The organism is Variovorax sp. PBL-H6, from assembly GCF_901827155.1.
Classification (GTDB): domain Bacteria; phylum Pseudomonadota; class Gammaproteobacteria; order Burkholderiales; family Burkholderiaceae_C; genus Variovorax.
Genome location: NZ_LR594659.1, coordinates 3,969,620 through 3,989,011 on the forward strand (window position 1 = coordinate 3,969,620; position 19,392 = coordinate 3,989,011).

Below are 19,392 nucleotides of genomic sequence, written 5' to 3' on the forward strand. Positions count from 1 at the left end.
TGAATGGTTATACCATTTCTAAAATCAATTGACGACAGGACTTCAGCCGTGGACAATTGGTAGGACCAAACCGGTCAACCAGAACGCAAGAGAACCATGCTCACTCACGAAGACAACGAAACACTGGTGCGCGTCTCGGCAGGCACCGCGATGGGGCAGTTGATGCGCCTCTACTGGATTCCGTTCCTGCCCTCGAAGGACCTTTCGCCCAACGGGCAGCCGCAGCGCGTGCGCCTGCTCGGCGAGGAACTGCTCGCCTTTCGCGACAGCGAGAACAGGGTCGGGCTGATCGATCACGCCTGCCCGCACCGCGGTGCCCCCCTGGTGTTCGGCCGCAACGAGGATTGCGGCGTGCGCTGCATCTATCACGGTTGGAAGTTCGACGTCGAGGGCCACGTCGTCGACACGCCTGCCGAACCGCCGCAGAGTCGGCTGAAGGAGACGGTGCGCATCAAGAACTACCCCTGCCGCGAGCGCAACGGCATCGTCTGGACCTACATGGGTCCGGACCGCGACCATCTGCCGCCTCTGCCCGACATGGAATGGAACCTCGTTCCGGAGGAAAACGTCTATGTGAGCTTTCGCGTCCAGGAGTGCAACTGGCTGCAGGCGGTCGAAGGCGAGATCGATTCGGCGCACGCAGCCATCCTGCACGGCCGCATCGACTCGCAGGGCGCCATCAGCGATTGGGTGGCGAAGAAGGACCTGCGTCCCACCTTCGAATGCAAGCGCCAGGATTTCGGCATGAGCATCGCCTCCCGCCGCGTGCTCGACGTGAATACGCATTACTGGCGGGTCAACCAGTTCCTGCTGCCCTTCTATACGCTGGTGCCCCCGCAATCGCAGTACCCGGAACTGAGCGGCCACGCGTGGGTCCCCATCGACGACCACCACACGCTGTGCATCATGTTCTCCTACCATCCGACGCAGAAGTTCTACGAGAAGACCCGCAAGCTGTTTGACAGCGGGCACGCGGGCCGGGAGACCGGGCATCCGAGCGCCAACGCCTATGCGCCGCGCCCCGCCACCGAGCCCTACGCGAAGTACTGGACCCGGTTCAACCTGCAGAGCGCTTTCCTGTTCGACTACGACGCGCAGATCAAGACCTGGTTTTCGGGCCTGCCGGGACTGTGGGTGCAGGATGCCGCCTGCCAGTCGGGCGTTGCACCGATCTACGACCGCTCCAAAGAGCACCTCGGCATGAGCGATACCGGCATCGCGATGACGCGCCGCCTGCTGCTGGAGACGGCGCGCAACCTCACGGCGCGCCAGCAGCGCCCGCCGCGCATCGACGACCCCGCCCTTGCGATGGTGCGCGCCGTATCGCTGACGGTGCCGGCAGGCGAGTCGTGGAGCGAGTCCGGACGCGAACTGATGGTCGCGAAGCTGGGCGCCGACTTCGGCTACACCCCCTGACATGAACGCGCCCCTGATCGACGTCCGCCTGCGGCAGATACGGCTGGAAGCGCAGGGCATCGCGTCCTACGAGTTGGTGTCCGCCACGGATGCGCCCCTGCCGCAGTTCACCGCCGGTTCGCACATCGACCTGCATCTCGCGCACGACATGGTGCGCAGCTACTCCCTCGCCAATGCCCCATCGGACACGGATCGCTACCTGATCGCAGTGCAGCGCGAAGCCGAAAGCCGCGGCGGCTCGACCTGGATGCATTCGACGCCGCGGGTGGGTGACGTGTTGCGCACCAGCCCGCCCGGAAACGACTTTCCCCTGGCGGAGGATGCGCCGCAATCCATCTTCATCGCCGGCGGCATCGGCATCACGCCGGTGATGTCGATGCTGCGCCGGCTCGATGCGCTCGGCCGCCGCTGGCGCCTTCACTATGCGAGCCGATCGCCGGCCGAAACCGCTTTCGTCGATGAACTCAGGGTGATGGGCAGCGGTACCGGCGAAGTCGACTTCTGCTTCGGTTCCTCGCGCATCGACCGCGTCGACATCGCGGCAATCGTCCGGGATGCACCTTCCGACTGTCACCTGTACTGCTGCGGCCCGGCCCGCATGATCGACGCCTTCCTCGACGCCTGTGCATGCCGGCCCGCGCACACCGTGCATTTCGAGCGCTTCGCCGCCAGCAGCGAAGCCGCGACCGAGGGCGGCTACGACGTGATCCTGAAGCGCAGCGGCGAGCGCCTCACGGTGGCGCCGGGCAAAACGATTCTCGACACCCTGCTCGACCATTCGATCGACGTACCCTATGCGTGCACCGCAGGCGTCTGCGGGACGTGCCGCACGGCGGTACTGGAGGGCGAACCCGATCACCGCGACGACTTCCTCAGCGACGAGGAAAGGCGTTCCAACCAGTCGATGATGATCTGCTGCTCCGGCGCGCGTTCGAAGACGCTGGTGCTCGATCTCTGACGAGGAACAGGCGCGATGGCCAACCGGATCGAACCACCCGCCGGCGAATCGCGCGAGAACAGCGGCAGCACCGTGATCGCCGGCATCCTCTCGTACCTGCAGGATCGGCGGTTGCAGCCAGGCGACCGCCTGCCCTCGGAGCGGGATCTGGCCGACCGGCTCGGTGTCGGCCGCAACGCGGTGCGCGAGGCGCTGGCGACGCTGGCGGCGCTGCGCATCGTCGAATCGCGTCCGAACTCGGGCATCTACCTGCGTCATGTGGCGCGCGAAGGCAGCTTCGAGGCCCTGATCCTGCTGACCGAACTCGGCGGCTCGCCGACAGCGACCGAGGTTGCCGAGACGATGGAAGTCCGGGCGCATCTCGAGACGCTGGCGGTCGGCCTGGCCTGCAAGCGGCGCACCGATGAAGACCTCGAGCGAATGGCCGACGTGCTGAGCCGTACACAGGAGGTGCTCGCGCATGGCGGCAATATGGCTTCGGACGACACCGATTTCCATGTCGCACTGGTCGGTGCGACCCACAACTCGGTACTGGTGCGCGTTCTCAATGCGTTCTACCGCTTCACCGGGCAGCGCAGGGAACTCATGTTCGAGGATCTTTTCCAGGCAGAGGCTTCGCTGAGCGAACACCGCCGCCTGTTGGAACACGTTGCGGCGCGAGATTCCGCCAAAGGGCAGCTGCTGATCCTGCGCCACATGGACCGCGCGCGCAGCTACTGGTCGACGGTGCTTGGCCGTACTGGGTCATCCTCGTGACGATCTTCGCGCTTCTGTCGGCAGTCGCGGCCCCGTCGTTCGGGTAAGTAATAACAACTATTGATTGGTCCACCCATTAAACTAATTCGGTCAAACCGCCCTGCAGAAGGAAAGCCATGACCGACCGCCTATTCGTCAGCCGCAGAACCGCCATCATCTCGGGCGGCCTGGCCGCCGCCTCGCTTGCAGCCATGCCGCTGACCGGCCTGGCGCAGGGAAGCTATCCGGAGAAGCCGATCACCCTCGTCTCGCCTTTCGGTGGTGCAGTCGACTTCCTGGCGCGTCTTATCGTCGTGCAACTCAACAACCGGCTGAACGGCAACGTCATCGTGGATCTGAAGCTCGGCGGTTCGGGCACCATCGGCTTGGCTCACGTCGCCAGGGCTGCGCCGGACGGCTACACCATCGGCATGGGCACGAGCACGGCGCTGACCTCGGCGCCGCACCTGATCAAGAGCCCCGGCTACGAGGTCGAGCGTTCGTTCACCTACCTGGGCCTGATCCAGACTTCGCGTCAGGTCCTCGTGGTCTCGCCGCAGCTCGGAGTCAGCACGCTGGCCGAGTTCGTCGCCCTTGCGAAGTCCAGGCCCGGTGCGCTCAACTTCGGTTCCTCGGGCATCGGCAACAGCATTCACCTGGCGGCCGAGGAATTCAATTCGGCGGTGGGCATCAAAGCAGTTCACATTCCGTTCAAGACCGGTCCCGAGACCGACGCGGCGATCATGGGCGGTGAAGTGCAATACACCTTCGCATCCGTACCCACGTCGCTGGGGCTGATCAACGGCGGAAAGCTCAGACCGCTGGTCGTGACCGGCGACAGCCGAGACCCGTCGCTGCCCACCGTCCCTTCGCTCAAGGAGGCCGGATCTCCTGCAGCGCTACCGGATCAGCTCTTTGGCATGGTCGGCCCGGCCAACATGTCGCCCGCCGTTTTGGCCAAGCTCGGCAAGGCGATTCAGGACATGCAGGCGGATTCCGCGTTTCAGGATGCCGTGCGCAAGGGCGGCGGGATCCCATCGCAAATCTATGGCGACGACTTCCGCAAGCTGGTGCTGGCGGACAGCAGGCGCTGGGGGGACCTGATCAAGCGGCTGGGCATCACGCCGAGCTGAGGCACTGCGTCACGTTCGGGCGAGGCTGCAGCATCAGTCGAGCCGGATGTTCTTCTCTCGAACGACCTTCGACCACAGCTGGTGATCACCGCGAAGCAGCTCGGCGAGCTCGTTTCTACCGGGTCTGGCCACGACGTTGACGGCCCGGTACTTGTCGATGATGTCGGGTTGCGAGATCACGCTGGCGATTGCATCGGCCAGCCTGGCAACGACGGCGGGAGGCGTGCCCGCCCGTGCGAGGAGGCCGAACCAGACCTCGACTGCGAAGCCCGGGGCCACTTCCGAGATGCTTGGAAGGTTCGGAAGCAGCGGACTGCGCGCCGCAGACGATACGCCCAGGAAGCGCAGGCGCCCCTCCTGCACCAGGCCGGCCGTGGCGGCCGTCGGCGTGGACAACAGGTACTTGATCTGCCCTGCAACCAGGGCCTGGGTTGCAGGGGCCGAGCCCGAGAAGGCCACCTTGACCATCCCCTTGATGCCCGTTGCGTCGTGGAAAACCTCCGTTGCCAGATGACCCACGCCGCCCAGCGCAGCCGTTCCCCACTCGAGCTTGCCGGGATTCGCGCGCGCATGCGCGACGAACTCTGCCAATGTAGGCGGCATGGAGGGATGCGCGATCAGGATCAGCGGGCTGGTGCCTTGCAGGGAAAGCGGCACGAAGTCCTTGAGTGCGTCGTAATTGGCATTGGCACTGACCAGCGGCGCCGTGATGAAACCGTTGTGGTGCGTCAGGATCGTGTAGCCGTCTGCAGGTTGCTGGGCGACGAACTGCGTGCCGATCACCCCACCCGCGCCAGCCTTGGATTCGAGGATGACCGGTTGGCCGAGCAGCTTGCCAAGCGGCTCCAGGAGGTGCCGCGTCAGGACGTCATTGGTTCCTCCCGCGGCGCCGGGGTTGACGGCGCGGATCGACCTCGCCGGCCACGGGTCCTGTGCGAAGGCCCGCAGCGGAAGCGCCGCGGACGCGCCGAGCGAAAGAAGGTGTCGACGGTTCAGCATGAGCGTGTCTCCTGATGCAGATGGTCGTGTCCGGACGGTCGAAGCGGGCACGATGTCACAGCTTGCACAGCGGCGACGGTGCAGGCGTAAGCGAAGGGTCGAAGCGCTGCTCGATCTCCGGCCGCAGCACGCCGTCCGCGACCTTGGCACGCGCCGAATAGGTCGGCAGCACAAGCTGGTTGTCCTGGGCGCGCTTGGTGGCCGGGCCATAGAGCGTCTCGAGCGTCATGCCGCGCACGGCCTTCGCGACGTCCGCGGGCTTCACGCTGCCGGACTTCTTCACGCACTCGAACATGACCAGCATCGCGTTATACGACTGCCCTTCGTTGTCCGTGGGCAGGCGGTTGAACTTCGCCTTCCATGCGGTCGCAAAGGTCTTGTTCAGCGGCACGTCGACGCCCATCTTGTGCGAAGCCAGTTCGACCTCCTTGCGAACAGGCATCTGCAGCACGCGGCAAGGCAGAGGCGCTCCCAGCGGAACGCGGCGTAACGATGCGCAATGCGCGAAGTTGATCACGCGGCGCAGGCCGTAAATGAGTGCCAGGCCCGAGCACATGATGATCAGCAGCGCGCCGTAGACGACGCCATTGAAGAGATGGATCAGCATGGCGGCTCCAGAGGGCATGGACGTGGCGGCCCCGCAAGGTCGGTGGGCGGTCGGAACGGGTCACGAGAAAACTCATGTGCCGTGCTTTGAGTCGAGCACAGTGGTCTCGCGGCACTGGAATTTCTATTTAAATGGTTCGACCATTATAAGCGACTTGAGCTCATAGATCCAACCCCGCTCCTCCAGGTCGCTCGTCCAGGAGCATTGGGAAAGCCCTCGTAGTTGGATCATGGGCATCCAGGCCTGGCGTCTTCCTACAAAGCCCCTGTCAGGCAAATGCGCCAATTACCTGCATGAAGAGCCGAGACGACAGGGTCAGAGTCATTCAGGATTTGTCGGCGCTCGAGCGGCGCTGGCAACCCGACCCAGTCGACTGGCTGAAGGAGCAAGACAACATGGCAGACGACAAGACCAAGGTGGGCGGCCAGGACCGCACCCGCATCAACGTCAATGAAGACTACGAGGTCAGGGACTGGACCAGGTCGCTCGGTGTCACGGAGGAAGAGCTGCGCAAGGCAGTCGCCGCGGTGAGCAACCAGGCGGACAAGGTGCGCGAGTATCTGAAGGCGAAGTGAGGACAGCATGCCTGCCGGGAAAGTTGGGCTGGGAGTGTCTGCCGACCGGCAGAAGCGGTTCGAGGAAGACGCGGCCCGACCACTGGCGCCGCTCGGGCGGGCACGATCCTTGGGCCTACCTCAACGACGTCCTCACCCGGCTTCCGATGCAAGCAAACCGCCGGATCGAGAAGCTGCTACCTCATCGCTGGCTGCCTACAGCTCAATGCTCCGTTTAGCCACATCGGCAGCCGACGGATGCCAAGAGGATTCGCTTCGCCACTCATGGGGAGCAAGATGAATGCTTATCGACGTTTTGCTGCGATGGTCGCTGTGTCGACAGTGGTCATGTTCGGCTTGATGTACTTGAATACCTATGAATTGGATCACGTGTTCTTCAGCGAGACGCGTGCTTACATGGCGCTGTTGATGGGCGCCGTCATGGCCATCATCATGTTGGCGTTCATGACGCACATGCTTCAGAACCGCACCGCCAATTTGCTCATCGCTGTCGGTGGCGTGGTGGTCTTTGTCGCATCGTTGTGGTTGGTTCGGAGCCAAGCAACGGTGGACGAGGTTTCCTATATGAAGGCGATGATTCCACACCATTCGATAGCCATCATGACTAGCAGGCGGGCACACATCACGGATCCGCGTGTGCGCAAGCTCGCAGACGGAATCATCGACGCGCAAGTGCGTGAGATCGCGGAAATGAAGCAGCTCATCAAGGACATCAAGGATCGGCGCTGACCGGCGCCTCGCGAAGCCGGCGGTGAATGCGGCAACTTGCGCAAGAGGATTCGGCAACGAGCGCCGGTCTCGATGATTCGGCGGGTCAATCCGCCGCAAGCAGGCGGATGTCTCGCGGCGCCAGGCCGCCCTCGGCCACCACGTCCTGCCAACGATCGAACTCGCGCCGAACGCGTTCTTGCAGCGCAGAGGGAGGACCGGCCTCGACGCTCGCGCCTTGGCGTTCGAATCGAGCGACGACTTGCGGATTGGCAAGAACCTCGTTCAGGGCCCGGTTGATCTGTGCGATGACTGCGGGCGAGGTGCGTGCCGGGGCAAACAGGCCGTACCACTGCGAGACATCGACCCCTTCGATGCCTGCTTCCGAGAGCGTTGGCACGGAAGGCAGTGCTTGGAGACGCGCCGGGGCTGCGACGGCAAGGGCGCGCAGCCGGCCGTCGAGGATGAAGGGATGGGCCGTGAACAGGCTCGGGAACATGACCTGCGCGCGACCGTGCAGCGTGTCCACGATGGCAGGCGCTGCACCCTCGTAGCTTCTGCCTTCCATCTTCGTGCCCGTGTTGAGCTGGAACAACTCCGCCGCGAAGTGTGGCGGCGTACCGTCACCGGCCGACGCATAGGTGATCGTGCCCGGCTCGCTGCGCAGGCGCTGCAGAAGGCTGCGCACGTCGTCGAAGCCGGCGTGCCGGTTGGCCACCATCAAGGTCGGAGACGAGCCGATCAAGCCGACCGGTTCGAAGTCCTTGACAGGGTGATAGCCCAGCTTCTGGAGTGCGGGGTTCATGGCGTGGGTGCCCACGTAGCCGAACATGAGGGTGTGGCCGTCCGGTTCCGCCCCAGCCACAAACTCGCTCGCGATGGCACCATTTGCGCCGGCCCGGTTGTCCACGAGAACTTCCTGGCCGAGCAGGGGCTTCAGTTCGGCCGCGATGATCCTGGCCATCGCGTCGTTGCCGCCGCCGGCACGCGTCGGCACGATGATCGTGACGGGTTTGCACGGGAACGTGGCCGATCGACGTGCAACGGGTTCAGGCCGCGTGAAGACATAGTCGGGCAACTGCATCTCGCCCTGCATGATCTTTCTGGCGGTACGCACCAGCGCCGCCGATTTCACCGTTGCTTTGTCCGCTCGGCCTTCAAGCTCGACCTCCACGTCGATCTGCCCTGCGGGGTGCAGAAGAACCAGGTTGTGACGACCTGGCTCGCGAGCAGCTGCGCTTGCGACGGTGCCCGGAAGCGCAAAGGCGCTGAGAACACCGATGGCACCCGTGACCGCATGCGAAGCATGGCAGCGCAGCGGAGTGAAGTAGCGCGAGGTAATGCTGTCCGGCGAGTCTCCCGCACTGACCAGCACCGGCTTGGGAATGACGCTACCTGATACATCCCCGAGTCCCATCAAGTGGCCAGCCTGCAGGCGCAGGTTTTCAAGCCGCTCCAGCAATCCCGCATTCGAATCAAGGGCTGCCGGCTTTTCGCCGCCGCTGACGCCGAGGTCATGCGCGCGCACGATCATGAGCGGCATCGCTGCATCGATGCACGTCACCTCGACGCCGTCGATCGTGTCGATGCGCCGGCCGGTCGGAAAGACCTTGCCTGTCACCGCGCCCCAGGCATCCAGGAAGTTCAGGAGGATCGGTGCTGCCGTGCCGGCCACGCCATCGATGCGTGCGTCTCCCTCGTACGTGACGCGCCTGCCGGGCGTCCTGACGGTGACATCGATGCGCGATCGCGTGTTGACGTTGAAGATGCGTACCCGCGTGACGCCGTCCTGCACCTCGACCAGCCCCTGCTCGATCGCGAAGGGCGCGACGCCCGACAGCATGTTGCCGCAGTTCGGCCGGGTGTCGACCGAACGGTGTCCGACCCCCACCTGCGCGAACAGGTAGTCCAGATCGCAGCCCGGTTCCCTTGACCTGGAAACGATGGCGACCTTGCTGTTGAGGCTGCTGCCGCCGCCGACGCCGTCGAGCTGCAGCGGATCGGAGGCCCCGATGGCGCCGATCAGCGCCTGGTCGCGCTCCTCGTCGCTTTCAGGCAGCCACTCCCGCAGGAAGAAGGGGCCGCGCGAAGTACCCGCACGCATCAGCACGCAGGGAATGGTCCTGCTCATCTCAGTCGGCCGAAAGCTTTGCAGCCTGGACCACCTTCTTCCACTTGACCTGCTCCTGCTGCACATAGGTGCGCATTTGCTCGGTGGTCATGATTTCCACCTCGGCGCCGTGGTCCTCCAGTTTCTTGATGACGCCCTTGTCAGCCAGAGCCGCATTGAGCACCTTGTTGAGTTGCTCGATCACGGGCTTCGGGGTCTTGGCCGGCGCGAAGATGCCGTACCACTGCGAGACATCCACGTTGTCGATGCCCTGCTCCCTGAGCGTCGGCACGTCCGGCATCTGCGGCGAACGCTTGGCGCCGGCCACGCCGATCGCCTTCAGCTTGCCGGCCTTCACATACGGCATGGCAGTGAAGAGACTCGGGAACATGATCTGTGTCTGGCCACCGATGGTGTCGGTGATCGCAGGGGCCGATCCCTTGTAGGGCACATGAAGCATGCTGGTGCCGGTCGAGAGCTTGAACATCTCGGCGGCGAAGTGCGGTGCGGTGCCGTTGCCGGCGGATGCATAGCTCGTCTTGTCGGGTGCGGCCTTGAGCGCGGCGACGAGTTCCTTCGCGTTGGTCGCCCGGACGGAAGGAGTCGCGACCATCAGCGTCGCGGACGTGCCGACCATGGCCACGGGCTCGAAATCCTTCACCGGGTCGTAGCGCAACTTCTGCAGCGCGGGATTCATCGCATGCGTGGCGACGTAGCCCAGCATCAGCGTGTAGCCGTCCGGCGCCGCGCGCATCACGAACTCGCTGGCAATCGCTCCATTGGCGCCGGCCTTGTTGTCGATGATCACCGGTTGCTTGAGCGCAGCCGACATCGCCTGGCCGATGACGCGCGCCATCGCGTCGTTGGCGCCTCCGGCGGCAGTCGGGACGACGATGGTGATCGGCTTCTCGGGATAGGCGGCGAAGGCGCTGCTGCAGGCGAGCGCGGCGGCCAAGGCCACGCCACACAGGAAGGGTGCGTTGCGAAATTCCATGATGTCTCCGATTTGTTGAAGGATTGGTTCAAGGTCGCTTCCTTGGCCCTGGACGCATGGTCCTCCCTTCGACGATTGCTGTGAATTGCATGTTTAGGATCGATTGATGCACACTGTCGATCAGTCAACCGAACTGCAGGACGGCACGATGGCGATCAACTTCAACCTCAACGACCTGCAGGCGTTCCGCGCCGTCGCGGAGCTGAGCAGTTTCCGCAAGGCAGCCGATGCGCTGCACGTCTCGCAGCCGGCTTTCAGCAGGCGCATCGAGAAGCTGGAAGAAGCGCTCGGAGTACGGCTGCTGGAGCGGACCACGCGGCGGGTGAGCCTGACGGCGGTCGGGCGCGATTTCGACCGGAAGGTGCAGCAGTTGCTCGACGATCTGGACCTCACGCTGCTGGGCATCCGCGGCGTGGCGGCGACGCGCATGGGCGAGGTCACCATCGCCTGTGTGCCGTCGACGGTCTACTATTTCGTCTCGCAGGTGATCTCGCGCTACCACGAGCGCTACCCGAAGGTTCGGGTCAAGGTGTTCGATGCGAGTGCGAACGAGGTGCTGGCCGCGGTCTCGCGCGGAGAAGCGGATTTCGGACTGAACTTCATCGGAGGCCAGGAGCCCGACATCGAGTTCCAGCCGCTCATGGAAGAGCGCTTCGTCGCCGCCTGCCGCCGCGACCATGCTCTCGCAGGCAAACGGAAGGTGAGATGGGCGGAACTGGCGCAGTACGACTACATCTCGGTGAGCAAGGCCTCCGGGAATCGCCTGCTGCTGGACCAGGCGCTTTCAGGTTTGCCAGGGCGCCCGCAGGCGATCTACGAGGCGCAGCACGTCACGACGATGCTGGGGTTGGTCGAAGCCGGGCTCGGCGTCGCGGCGGTTCCGTCGATCGCGATGCCGGGGGCCGACCACCCGCTATTGGTCAGCGTGCCGCTGGTCGAACCGATCGTCAGTCGCAAGGTGGGCCTGATCCGGCGCAAGGGCCGCACCCTCTCACCGGCGGCGCTGCAGTTCTTCGAGTTCTTTTCCGAGATGAAGGGCCGCCGCGGCCAGGCCGGCAAAAAACGCAGCTCGGCGTGAAGAGTCGGCAACCCGCTGCCGGCAGCCGCTCGACATCGCGCCTGCCATTCCGGGTCGGTCCTGGGCAGGGTTGTACAGCCCTGTCAAGCCGCCCAATCTTCAGTGTGCCGTGCCGGGGTGGCCGAGCGGCAACGCCAAGTCACCCGTCGGCCCTTCGAGTTCGTGCTCGGTGCTGGCGTAGTTCGCCACCAGTTCGCGCCGCAGCACGTCTCGGTCGCAAGCGTTTTCCCAGATCGAGACCACGATGCAGGCCACTGCGTTGCTGATGGTGCTGGTGAGCGCCCGTGCTTCGGACATGAAGCGATCGATCCCGACGATCAGTGCAACGCCGGCCACCGGCAGATCAGGCATGACCGTGAGCGTGGCCACCAATGCGACGAAGCCACTGCCCGTCACCCCAGCCGCGCCCTTCGAGGTCAGCAGCATGATGCCCAGCATCGAGCCGATCTGTACCCACGACAGATGGATGTCGCAGGCCTGGGCGATGAACATCGACGCCAGCGTCAGGTAGATGGCCGTCCCGTCGAGATTGAATGAATAGCCGGTCGGAAGCACCAGCCCGACGACGCCCTTCTTGCAACCGAGCCTTTCGAGCTTGAGCAGCAGACGGGGGAGCACCGGTTCGCTGGACGACGTACCGAGCACCACGAGCAGTTCTTCCTTGATGTAGCGCATCAGCTGCCACAGCTTGAACCCGTGCAGGCGCGACAGCACGCCCAGCACCACCACGACAAAGAAGATGCAGGCCACATAGAAGGTCCCGATCAGCAGCCCGAGTGATCCGATCGACTTGATGCCGTAGCGCCCGACGGTGAACGCCATCGCCCCGAAGGCGCCGATCGGCGCCAGTCGCATGATGATGCCGAAGGCCGCGAAGAGCATGTGCGAGAAGCCTTCGATGCCCTCGAGCACCGGCTTGGCGGCCGTCCCGATCTTCGTCAGGCCGAATCCGCAAAGGACCGCAAGCAGCAGCACCGGCAACACCTCGCCATCGGCAAAGGCGCCGACGAACGCGTTCGGGATGATGTGCATGACGAAGTCGGTGAAGCCATGAATGTGCACCTGGTTCGCGAAGCGCGTCGCCACGGAGGCGTCGAGGTTCTTCGGATCGATGTGCATGCCGGCGCCCGGCTGGATCACCAAGACGGTGACCAGGCCCGTGATGAGCGCCAGAATCGTCAGCGCGTAGAAGAGCCCCATCGCCTTGAGCAGGGTCTTGCCGATCTCCTTCGAATCGCCGAGCGATGTGATGCCGCTCACAATGGTGCAGAACACCACCGGCGCGATCATCATCTTGACGAGCTTGACGAAGCCGTCGCCGAGCGGCTTGAGGGCGGCGCCGAATTCGGGCCAGTAGTGGCCCACGGTGATGCCCAGGACGAGGCCTATCAGGACCTGCACATAGAGCAGCTTCAGAAGTTTACGGATGTTCATGACGTTGTCTCCAGATTGAGGGCGCACAGATGCGAACCGGTCTTCGCCGGTTGAGTCGATGGTGAACGGCCGGGCTCGGACTAGCGTCGCGCTTCGAGTACGCGATCGACCATCACGCCGGCCTGGCCAAGGTTGTTGGCGGGGTCACACATCGCATCGAGCTGGGCTCGCGAGACGTGCTTGCTGATCTCGGGGTGGGCGGCCAGGATCTCGATCAAGGGCCGGTTGTCGGCGATTGCCTGGCGGCACAGGTCGTAGACCAGGTCGTGGGCGTATTCGCGGCCGATGCAAGGGCCCAATCCCATCATCACGGCCTCGGACATCACGAGTCCATGGGTGATGTCGATGTTGGCGCGCATGCGGCTGGCGTCCACTTCCAGCCCCTTGAGGATGAACTTGGTCTGCTTCAACGCGCCGGACATGAGACAGAAGATCTCGGGGAGGGACACCCACTCGATCTCCCACGGCCCGGTCGAGCGCTCGTGGTCCGCCACCATCGCATCCATCAACGCAGCCGCATGCTGGCGCGCCACCGAGATGTTGGCGTGGATGTACAGGCAGGAGATCGGGTTGCGCTTTTGCGGCATGGTCGACGACGAGCCGCGGCCCGGCGTGAAGGGCTCGAAGACCTCCGCCACTTCGGTCTGCATCATCAGCTTGACGTCCATCGCGATTTTGCCGAGCGAGCCTCCGACGAGTCCGAGGAAGGCTCCGACCTCCGCGATGGTGTCGCGCACCGTGTGCCACGAGATCAGCGGCTGGGCCAATCCCAGTTCCTTCATCAGTCCGGCCTGGGTTTCCATGGCGCCCTTCTCCAGCGAGGACAAGGTGCCCGACGCACCGCCGAATTCGCCCATCAGGACGCGCGGCTTGAGCTGTTGCAGGCGCTCGCGGTGTCGATCGATGCCGGCCAGGATGCTCGCCATCTTGTAGCCGAAGGTGATCGGCGTGGCTTGCTGGAGATTGGAGCGGCCGATGACGGGCGTGTCGCGGTACTTCTTCGCGAGGGCGGCCAACGCATCCCCGATCTCGTCGAGATCCTGCTCGACCAGCGCGAGGCCTTCGCGCATCTGCAGAACGGCGGCCGTGTCGGTGATGTCCTGCGTGGTCGCGCCCCAGTGGCAATACTCGCCGAGCTTGTCTCGGCAATTCGCATTGATCTGGTTGACCACGGCGATGATCGGATATCCGATCTGCTCGGTCTTGGCCTTCAGCTTGGCCCAGTCGATCTGCGACAGGTTGCAGTTGCGGACGATCTCATCCGCCGCTTCCTTCGGGATGATGCCGAGTTCACCCTGCACCTTCGCGAGGGCGCGCTCGATGTCCAGGTATTTGGCGGTGCGGTTCTCGTCGGACCAGACGTCGCGCATGCGCGCGTCGCTGAACATGTCGCCGAAGACGCGCGAGTCGATGATGGTAGAGGCCATGTTGCTTGTCTCTTTCTGCGATGGAAGAAGTGGTTAGGTTCAATCGCGGGCCAGGGCCAGCGTGCGTTGCGCCTGCAGGACCACGGGCCGGTCGACCATGCGTCCGTCGAGCCGGGCGGCGCCGGGTGATGCGGCATCGGCAATCAGGACGCGCCGGGCCCAATCCAGCGCCTGCGCGCTTGGACGCAGCGCCGCGTGGATCGGCTGCACCTGGCGTGGGTGGATGCACAGCTTGGCACCGAAGCCCAGCCTGAGCGCATCGGCAAGATCGGACAGCAAACGTGCCTCGTCGTCGAGTTGCGGTGTGACGCCTGCGACCGGTGCCGGCAGGCTCGCCAGGCGCGAGGCGATCGCGATGCGGCTGGCTGCATAGGAGAGGCCGGAGGCGTCCGTCGAGATGTCGATGTCCAGGTCGAGTGCGAAATCGAGCGTGCCGAACACCAGCCGCTGCGCGCCGGCGGCCGCGATGCGGTTCGCTTCCGACACACCGCGTGCACTTTCGATGAGCGCGAGGATGCCCGCATCGGGCAATGCCGCCCGGACGTCGGCGATCTGCGCGGCCCACTCGGCCTTGGGCAAGAGCACGCTGATCCCGTGCGCGTCGCCGAAGGCCGCAAGGTCGGCGGCAAACCAGGACGAATTGGCATCGTTGATGCGCACCACGATGCGCGACCGGTCCTCGGGCGTTGCGCCCGCCAGCCAGGTCGCGACAGCGCTGCGTGCATCGGCCTTGTCGCTGGGGGCGACGGCGTCCTCGAGGTCGAGCACGACCTTGTCGGCGCCGCTGGCCAGTGCCTTCTCGAAACGTTCCGGTCGCGTGCCGGGCACGAAGAGGTAGGTGCGCGCAGGAAGCAGCGGTTCGGTGGGCATGACGGCGACCTCAGACGGCTCTGGATGTGTGCAGCCCGGCGATCTCGGCCGCGCTGTAGCCGAGCTCGGCCAGGATGGCGTCCGTGTGCTCGCCGAGCGCGGGCACCGGGTCCATGCGGGGGCCGGTATCCCAGGTGCCGGGCGGCAGCATGGCGGGCACCGGTCCCACGGCCGTCCCCACCTCGGTCCAGCGCCCGCGTGCTTCGAGCTGCGGATGGGCCCAGACTTCCTTCATGGTGTTGACCTGGGCATTGGCGATCTGTGCCAGCTCGAGGCGCTCGACCACCTGCCTGCCGGTCAACGGCTCGAAGGCGTCCACGATGATCTGGCGCAATGCAGCCCTTTCCGCCACGCGCTTGAAGTTGGCGGTGAACCGCGGATCCTTCGCGAGATCGGGTTGCTCCAGCACCTTGTCGCAGAAGCTGAGCCATTCGCGCTCGTTCTGCAGGCCCAGCATCACGGTGGCCCCGTCACCGGCCGGGAACGGGCCGTACGGATAGATCGTCGCGTGGCTGGCGCCGGTGCGCGGGGGCGGCGCGGCACCTTCGAAGGCGTAGTAAAGGGGGTAGCTGGTCCACTCGGCCAGCGATTCGAGCATCGAGATGTCGATGCGTTGGCCCTTGCCGGTCTGGCCGCGCTGCAGCAGCGCCGCGAGGATGCTGCTGTAGGCGTACATGCCGGCGGCGATGTCCGCGATCGAGGGGCCGGCCTTGCAGGGCTCTTCGGGCGTGCCCGTGACGGAGACGAAGCCGGCCTCGCTCTGGATCAACAGGTCGTAGGCCTTCTTGTCGCGGTACGGGCCGGGATGGTGCGGGTCGTCGCCGTAGCCCGAGATGTCGCAGACGATCAAGCCCGGCTTGGCGCCGGAGAGCTTGTCGTAGCCCAGGCCGAGGCGCGTTGCAGCGCCCGGTGCCAGGTTCTGCACGACGACGTCGGCCTTTTCCAAGACCAGCCGCTCGAGCACCCGCGCTGCCTCCGGGTGCTTCACATCGAGCGTGAGGCTTTCCTTGGAGCGGTTGGTCCAGACGAAGTGCGATGCAAGGCCGCGTACGCGTTCGTCGTAGCCGCGGGCGAAGTCGCCCGAACCGGGACGCTCGATCTTGATGACGCGGGCGCCGAGGTCCGCCAGTTGGCGAGTGGCGAAAGGCGCGGCAATGGCGTGCTCCAGCGTGACGACGGTGATGCCCTTGAGTGGCTGCATGGTCTGTCTCTCTTGATGTCGTGTTTGGGGGGTCAGCGCAGCACTGCGATGGCGTCCATCGTCAGCCAGCCCTCGTGGTCCGAAGCCCAGAGGCGGATCGTCTTGCCGTCGGCCTGCGGCTGGCCGCTGACATGGAAAGCGTTCAGGTCGAAAGTCGGACGGACCGCCTTGAAGCGAAAGCTCGCCACGTCGGCTTCGGGCAACTGGCGGCGCAGGAGGTCCATCAGCAACGTCGCGATCAGCGGACCGTGCACGATCAGGCCTGGATACCCTTCGACCTGCGTCACATACCGTCGGTCGTAGTGGATGCGGTGGCCATTGAAGGTCAGCGCCGAGTAACGGAACAGCAGCACGTCGTCAGGCAGGATCCGGCGGTGCCAGGCGGCCTCGCCGGGTGCGGCCTGGGGCGGCGGCACGACATCGTTCGGTCCCTGGGCTTCGCGATACACGATGTCGTGGAACTCGACCAGGGCCGGCTCGGTGGCCTCGTTGCATCGCACCTCGTGGCGCACCTTCACGAACACGAGCTTGCCGGTGCGGCCTTCCTTGGTGGTGACCTCATCGATGGTCGACGTTCGCGCGACGCGGTCACCTACGCGGATCGGGGTGCGGAACTCGAACTGGCTGCCGGCCCACATGCGCCGAGGTAGCGGGACAGGCGGAAGGAAGCCGCCGCGCTTGGCATGGCCGTCCGCGCCGATTTCGCTCTGCCGGTGCATCGGCAGGAAGTAGAGCCAATGCCAGAGCGGGGGAAGCGTGGTGCCCGCAACCACCGGCGTCGCCGGATGGTCCAGAGTCGCCGTCAGGGCGACCACGGGGGTGGGGTTGATGACGTCGTCGATTCTCTCGCTGCGTCCGATCCACGATTGCAGCTGATCTTGCTGTGCGTCCAATGTCGTCTCCTTTGCTGACTGCACCACGCGGAAGCAGTTCTGGGGAGCAAGTGTGCAACGCCGGCTTCGTTAGGAGAATTGCAACGTTTGGTCCTATTGATGCACGCAGAGCAATAACGGGCGTGTTCCCGATTGGAACCCTGGGTTCGCCTTGCGCTTCCTAGTCGCGGAGCTCCACCCAGACCGGAGCGTGGTCGCTCGGCTTCTCGCGGCCGCGCTGTTCCCCATCGACGCCCGACGCTTGAAGACGGCGGCCGAGACTGGGGCTGAGCAGAAGGAAGTCCATCCGGAATCCGGCGTTCCGGCGGAATGCGTGGTCGTTGACCCAGAACGTGTACAACTCTCCACGCCCCTTCGGGTTCAGGAAGCGCGCACTGTCGATCCAGCCTTGGGCGAGCAGCCGCTGGTACGCGTCTCTCGTCTGGGGCTGCAGCACGGCGTCGAACCGCCAGGATCCAGCGTTGTAGATGTCCTCGTTGGCAGGAACCACATTGAAGTCTCCGCACAGGACGACGTCGCTTCCCACCAGCGTGTTCGCGTGCGCGTTGAAGCGTTCGAACCACCTCAGCTTGTAGTCGAAGTTGTTGCTCGGAACCGGATTCCCGTTTGGCAAATAGACGGACGCCACTCGCACAGGGCCGACATCGGCCTCGAGATATCTCGCCTGGCCATCCGCGTCATCGTCGGGAAGCCCCCGTCGAACTTCTGCCGGCTCGACGGTGCGAGACAGGATGGCCACGCCGTGGTGCCGCGGCTGGCCGTGCCAGATGACGTGGTAGCCCGCTGCCACCAGTGATTCGTGCGGAAAGGTCACGTCGCCCGTCTTGATCTCCTGCAGACAGGCGATGTCCGGCTCGGCTTCGTGGAGCCACTCGAGAAGACGTGGCATCCGCCCCTTGATGCCGTTGACGTTGAATGTCGCGACCTTCATGGCTGTTTCAGCCCCAGGCACAGCGGCAAAGCGAAGCCGGACAACAGCGCCATCAGCAGGAAGCCGCTGGCTCCGAGGCGTGCGTACAGCATTCCGGATGACAGTGTCAGAAGCGCTGTCACCAGTCCTGGTCCGAGTGCATAGAGGGCTTGGCCGGTAGCGGCAAGGTGCCGAGGCACGGTGGCGCCCATGAGGCGCATACAGGCGAGATGCAGAAGCGCGAATGTCAGTCCATGCAGGGGCTGTACGAGTGCGAGCGCTACGGGATCGCTCGAGCACGCCACCACGAGCCATCGCACGACAGCCGCCAGGGATGCCATCGCGGCTGCACCGGCCGGGCCGAGTGAATCGACCCATCGAGGTCCGACAAGGACGAACACCAACACCTCCGCAACAACGGCCTCCGACCACAAGATGCTGATCGTGGTCTGGCTCACGCCGGCCGCGTTCCATCGGATGACTGCGAATGCGTCATGCATCGCATGGCTGCCGTAAACCAGGGCCGCGACGAGGAGCATGCGCCGGAAGACGACAAGCTGCATGAGTTCCCCGATGGCCCTGACGGATGATCGTTCGGGGGCGGCGCAGGTCCTGGCACCCGCCGCAGGCAGCAGCATGGTGCTTGCTGCTGCGGCCAGAAGCAGGGCGCCATGCATCCACGCGATCGATGTGAGCGCCGTCCAGCCGATCACTTGGCCAGCGGCCAGCGTTCCAATCACGAAGGCAGCCGATGCCGAACCTCGTACCCAGCCATATTCGAAGCTCATTCCAGACGAGGGGGCCGACCTGGAAGCATCCAGCGCCAAGGCGTCGGCAAGCGACGTGGTCGGTGTAAGGGCGGCCTCCTGGCACAGGCGGACGATCAGGAAGATCCAGAACCCGCCGATCCAGGGAAGGCCAAATGCAAGGCAGGCAGCAAGGGCGGCAGCGGCGGCCAGTACATGACGCAATCGCTGCAAACGATCTGCGAGGCGTGCTGCAACGGGTCCGGCGATCAGCCGTACGACCGTCCCCAGTCCCAGCAGAAGCCCGATCTGCTCGGGTGACATCCCCCGCGTCTCGAAAAACCGAGGCCAGAAGGGAGACGCCACGCCGAATGACGCGTACAGCAACACATAGAGAAGGATGAAAGATCGCAACGCGTCTGGCTGAGGCATTCGCATGGTCGCATGTATACGCCTCAGGTGCGGATCGTCATAGAGCGCGCAGATCGCAGGGGAGTCGATGTGGACGGAGGGAACTGGACCCACGCGGTCGGCCGATGGACACCGCAACCATACCCGAGGCACTGCAGCAATGCGACGACGAGTCTTGCGCAGGTTG

18 protein-coding genes and 1 pseudogene are annotated in these 19,392 nt (G+C 64.7%); 8 read left to right on the forward strand and 11 right to left on the reverse strand.

Annotated elements, in window-relative coordinates:
- Nucleotides 1-96: 96 nt before the first annotated feature.
- The 4 genes from G3W89_RS18790 to G3W89_RS18805 all read left to right on the forward strand — a co-directional run bounded on the left by G3W89_RS18790 (nucleotide 97) and on the right by G3W89_RS18805 (nucleotide 4,242).
- Nucleotides 97-1,416 carry a Rieske 2Fe-2S domain-containing protein gene (locus G3W89_RS18790; RefSeq protein WP_162575603.1) on the forward strand — a complete coding sequence of 440 codons (1,320 nt, stop codon included), beginning with the start codon at nucleotides 97-99 and terminating at the stop codon, nucleotides 1,414-1,416.
- A gap of 1 nt (nucleotide 1,417) precedes the next feature.
- On the forward strand, nucleotides 1,418-2,374 hold the full coding sequence (locus G3W89_RS18795) for a PDR/VanB family oxidoreductase (protein ID WP_162575604.1): 957 nt from the start codon (nucleotides 1,418-1,420) through the stop codon (nucleotides 2,372-2,374).
- A 15-nt stretch (nucleotides 2,375-2,389) separates the two neighbouring features.
- Nucleotides 2,390-3,130 (forward strand): FadR/GntR family transcriptional regulator, encoded by a 741-nt coding sequence (locus G3W89_RS33505; protein WP_162575605.1) that lies wholly within the window; start codon nucleotides 2,390-2,392, stop codon nucleotides 3,128-3,130.
- A 116-nt stretch (nucleotides 3,131-3,246) separates the two neighbouring features.
- Nucleotides 3,247-4,242 carry a Bug family tripartite tricarboxylate transporter substrate binding protein gene (locus tag G3W89_RS18805; RefSeq protein WP_162575606.1) on the forward strand — a complete coding sequence of 332 codons (996 nt, stop codon included), beginning with the start codon at nucleotides 3,247-3,249 and terminating at the stop codon, nucleotides 4,240-4,242.
- Nucleotides 4,243-4,275: 33 nt separating this feature from the next.
- On the opposite strand, the gene G3W89_RS18810 is transcribed toward G3W89_RS18805, so the two are convergent.
- The gene (locus tag G3W89_RS18810; protein ID WP_162575607.1) at nucleotides 4,276-5,241 is read right to left on the reverse strand and encodes a Bug family tripartite tricarboxylate transporter substrate binding protein; all 966 of its coding nucleotides are present in this window, start codon (nucleotides 5,239-5,241) and stop codon (nucleotides 4,276-4,278) included.
- A gap of 55 nt (nucleotides 5,242-5,296) precedes the next feature.
- The gene (locus G3W89_RS18815) at nucleotides 5,297-5,848 is read right to left on the reverse strand and encodes an ABC transporter substrate-binding protein (RefSeq protein WP_162575608.1); all 552 of its coding nucleotides are present in this window, start codon (nucleotides 5,846-5,848) and stop codon (nucleotides 5,297-5,299) included.
- A gap of 395 nt (nucleotides 5,849-6,243) precedes the next feature.
- Between G3W89_RS18815 and G3W89_RS18820 the strand changes: the two genes are divergently transcribed.
- From G3W89_RS18820 to G3W89_RS18830, 3 genes and pseudogenes are all read left to right on the forward strand, one after another.
- Nucleotides 6,244-6,423, forward strand: a complete 180-nt coding sequence (locus tag G3W89_RS18820; RefSeq protein WP_162575609.1) for a DUF3606 domain-containing protein — start codon at nucleotides 6,244-6,246, stop codon at nucleotides 6,421-6,423.
- Nucleotides 6,424-6,527: 104 nt separating this feature from the next.
- Nucleotides 6,528-6,641 (forward strand): annotated as a pseudogene (locus G3W89_RS18825) (transposase domain-containing protein); the annotation flags it as partial.
- A 58-nt stretch (nucleotides 6,642-6,699) separates the two neighbouring features.
- A complete protein-coding gene (locus G3W89_RS18830) occupies nucleotides 6,700-7,152 on the forward strand; it encodes a DUF305 domain-containing protein (RefSeq protein WP_162575610.1) in 453 nt (150 codons plus the stop codon).
- Nucleotides 7,153-7,237: 85 nt separating this feature from the next.
- On the opposite strand, the gene G3W89_RS18835 is transcribed toward G3W89_RS18830, so the two are convergent.
- Together G3W89_RS18835 and G3W89_RS18840 are read right to left on the reverse strand one after the other, a co-directional pair.
- Complete coding sequence (locus G3W89_RS18835; RefSeq protein WP_162575611.1) at nucleotides 7,238-9,262, reverse strand: 4-oxalomesaconate tautomerase; 2,025 nt, start codon at nucleotides 9,260-9,262, stop codon at nucleotides 7,238-7,240.
- Nucleotide 9,263: 1 nt separating this feature from the next.
- Nucleotides 9,264-10,235: a tripartite tricarboxylate transporter substrate binding protein gene (locus tag G3W89_RS18840; protein ID WP_162575612.1), complete on the reverse strand. Its 972-nt coding sequence runs from the start codon at nucleotides 10,233-10,235 to the stop codon at nucleotides 9,264-9,266.
- 148 nt (nucleotides 10,236-10,383) lie between these two features.
- Here G3W89_RS18840 and G3W89_RS18845 point away from each other — a divergent pair, with 148 nt between their 5' ends.
- Nucleotides 10,384-11,313, forward strand: coding sequence for a LysR family transcriptional regulator (locus G3W89_RS18845; RefSeq protein ID WP_162577543.1), 930 nt, complete (start codon nucleotides 10,384-10,386; stop codon nucleotides 11,311-11,313).
- A 99-nt stretch (nucleotides 11,314-11,412) separates the two neighbouring features.
- On the opposite strand, the gene dctA is transcribed toward G3W89_RS18845, so the two are convergent.
- The 7 genes from dctA to G3W89_RS18880 all read right to left on the reverse strand — a co-directional run bounded on the left by dctA (nucleotide 11,413) and on the right by G3W89_RS18880 (nucleotide 19,232).
- Entirely contained in the window at nucleotides 11,413-12,747 is a 1,335-nt protein-coding gene (gene dctA / locus G3W89_RS18850) for a C4-dicarboxylate transporter DctA (protein ID WP_162575613.1), read from the reverse strand.
- An 80-nt stretch (nucleotides 12,748-12,827) separates the two neighbouring features.
- Nucleotides 12,828-14,174 (reverse strand): class-II fumarase/aspartase family protein, encoded by a 1,347-nt coding sequence (locus tag G3W89_RS18855; protein WP_162575614.1) that lies wholly within the window; start codon nucleotides 14,172-14,174, stop codon nucleotides 12,828-12,830.
- 39 nt (nucleotides 14,175-14,213) lie between these two features.
- The gene (locus tag G3W89_RS18860; RefSeq protein WP_162575615.1) at nucleotides 14,214-15,044 is read right to left on the reverse strand and encodes an HpcH/HpaI aldolase/citrate lyase family protein; all 831 of its coding nucleotides are present in this window, start codon (nucleotides 15,042-15,044) and stop codon (nucleotides 14,214-14,216) included.
- Between the two features lie 10 nt (nucleotides 15,045-15,054).
- The gene (locus G3W89_RS18865) at nucleotides 15,055-16,245 is read right to left on the reverse strand and encodes a CaiB/BaiF CoA transferase family protein (protein ID WP_162575616.1); all 1,191 of its coding nucleotides are present in this window, start codon (nucleotides 16,243-16,245) and stop codon (nucleotides 15,055-15,057) included.
- A 32-nt stretch (nucleotides 16,246-16,277) separates the two neighbouring features.
- On the reverse strand, nucleotides 16,278-17,138 hold the full coding sequence (locus tag G3W89_RS18870) for an FAS1-like dehydratase domain-containing protein (protein ID WP_174258270.1): 861 nt from the start codon (nucleotides 17,136-17,138) through the stop codon (nucleotides 16,278-16,280).
- A 160-nt stretch (nucleotides 17,139-17,298) separates the two neighbouring features.
- Complete coding sequence (gene xth, locus G3W89_RS18875) at nucleotides 17,299-18,069, reverse strand: exodeoxyribonuclease III (protein WP_162575617.1); 771 nt, start codon at nucleotides 18,067-18,069, stop codon at nucleotides 17,299-17,301.
- Nucleotides 18,066-19,232 carry an MFS transporter gene (locus G3W89_RS18880; protein WP_162575618.1) on the reverse strand — a complete coding sequence of 389 codons (1,167 nt, stop codon included), beginning with the start codon at nucleotides 19,230-19,232 and terminating at the stop codon, nucleotides 18,066-18,068. The genes xth and G3W89_RS18880 overlap by 4 nt, the downstream gene beginning before the upstream one ends.
- Nucleotides 19,233-19,392: the final 160 nt, after the last annotated feature.

Bases quoted from the DNA above. Each gene is read 5' to 3' on its own strand.
- G3W89_RS18790 (WP_162575603.1), top strand. From the start codon at position 97: ATGCTCACTCACGAAGACAACGAAACACTGGTGCGCGTCTCGGCAGGC.
- G3W89_RS18795 (WP_162575604.1), top strand. From the start codon at position 1,418: ATGAACGCGCCCCTGATCGACGTCCGCCTGCGGCAGATACGGCTGGAA.
- G3W89_RS33505 (WP_162575605.1), top strand. From the start codon at position 2,390: ATGGCCAACCGGATCGAACCACCCGCCGGCGAATCGCGCGAGAACAGC.
- G3W89_RS18805 (WP_162575606.1), top strand. From the start codon at position 3,247: ATGACCGACCGCCTATTCGTCAGCCGCAGAACCGCCATCATCTCGGGC.
- G3W89_RS18810 (WP_162575607.1), bottom strand. From the start codon at position 5,241: ATGCTGAACCGTCGACACCTTCTTTCGCTCGGCGCGTCCGCGGCGCTT.
- G3W89_RS18815 (WP_162575608.1), bottom strand. From the start codon at position 5,848: ATGCTGATCCATCTCTTCAATGGCGTCGTCTACGGCGCGCTGCTGATC.
- G3W89_RS18820 (WP_162575609.1), top strand. From the start codon at position 6,244: ATGGCAGACGACAAGACCAAGGTGGGCGGCCAGGACCGCACCCGCATC.
- G3W89_RS18830 (WP_162575610.1), top strand. From the start codon at position 6,700: ATGAATGCTTATCGACGTTTTGCTGCGATGGTCGCTGTGTCGACAGTG.
- G3W89_RS18835 (WP_162575611.1), bottom strand. From the start codon at position 9,262: ATGAGCAGGACCATTCCCTGCGTGCTGATGCGTGCGGGTACTTCGCGC.
- G3W89_RS18840 (WP_162575612.1), bottom strand. From the start codon at position 10,235: ATGGAATTTCGCAACGCACCCTTCCTGTGTGGCGTGGCCTTGGCCGCC.
- G3W89_RS18845 (WP_162577543.1), top strand. From the start codon at position 10,384: ATGGCGATCAACTTCAACCTCAACGACCTGCAGGCGTTCCGCGCCGTC.
- dctA (WP_162575613.1), bottom strand. From the start codon at position 12,747: ATGAACATCCGTAAACTTCTGAAGCTGCTCTATGTGCAGGTCCTGATA.
- G3W89_RS18855 (WP_162575614.1), bottom strand. From the start codon at position 14,174: ATGGCCTCTACCATCATCGACTCGCGCGTCTTCGGCGACATGTTCAGC.
- G3W89_RS18860 (WP_162575615.1), bottom strand. From the start codon at position 15,044: ATGCCCACCGAACCGCTGCTTCCTGCGCGCACCTACCTCTTCGTGCCC.
- G3W89_RS18865 (WP_162575616.1), bottom strand. From the start codon at position 16,245: ATGCAGCCACTCAAGGGCATCACCGTCGTCACGCTGGAGCACGCCATT.
- xth (WP_162575617.1), bottom strand. From the start codon at position 18,069: ATGAAGGTCGCGACATTCAACGTCAACGGCATCAAGGGGCGGATGCCA.
- G3W89_RS18880 (WP_162575618.1), bottom strand. From the start codon at position 19,232: ATGCGAATGCCTCAGCCAGACGCGTTGCGATCTTTCATCCTTCTCTAT.